The 204-nt window shown below is 54.4% G+C and carries 1 pseudogene; it reads right to left on the minus strand.

The annotated features are described in order from the left end of the window. A pseudogene (locus ACTHTA_RS11715) lies at positions 1 to 204 on the minus strand (phage terminase large subunit); the annotation flags it as partial.

Raw genomic sequence — 204 nt, forward strand, 5'->3', positions numbered from 1 at the left:
CAGCGATGTTTTCGCTTCGCCGCGCGATGCCGCACAAGACTGCAAGACAGACTCCGGCTCTTTTTCGATTTCGGGCAGTTCCGTGTATGCCCATGTGTGGAAAACAGATTCGCTGTCGTCGGGGAAATAATGCGGTAGATAAGTCTTGCAGAAAAAACGGAAAGCCTCGGGCGTACACTGCATCACTTTGGCGCGACGCTCGGC

It is taken from the genome of Neisseria sp. P0013.S005 (assembly GCF_051958425.1).
GTDB classification, from domain to species: domain Bacteria; phylum Pseudomonadota; class Gammaproteobacteria; order Burkholderiales; family Neisseriaceae; genus Neisseria; species Neisseria subflava.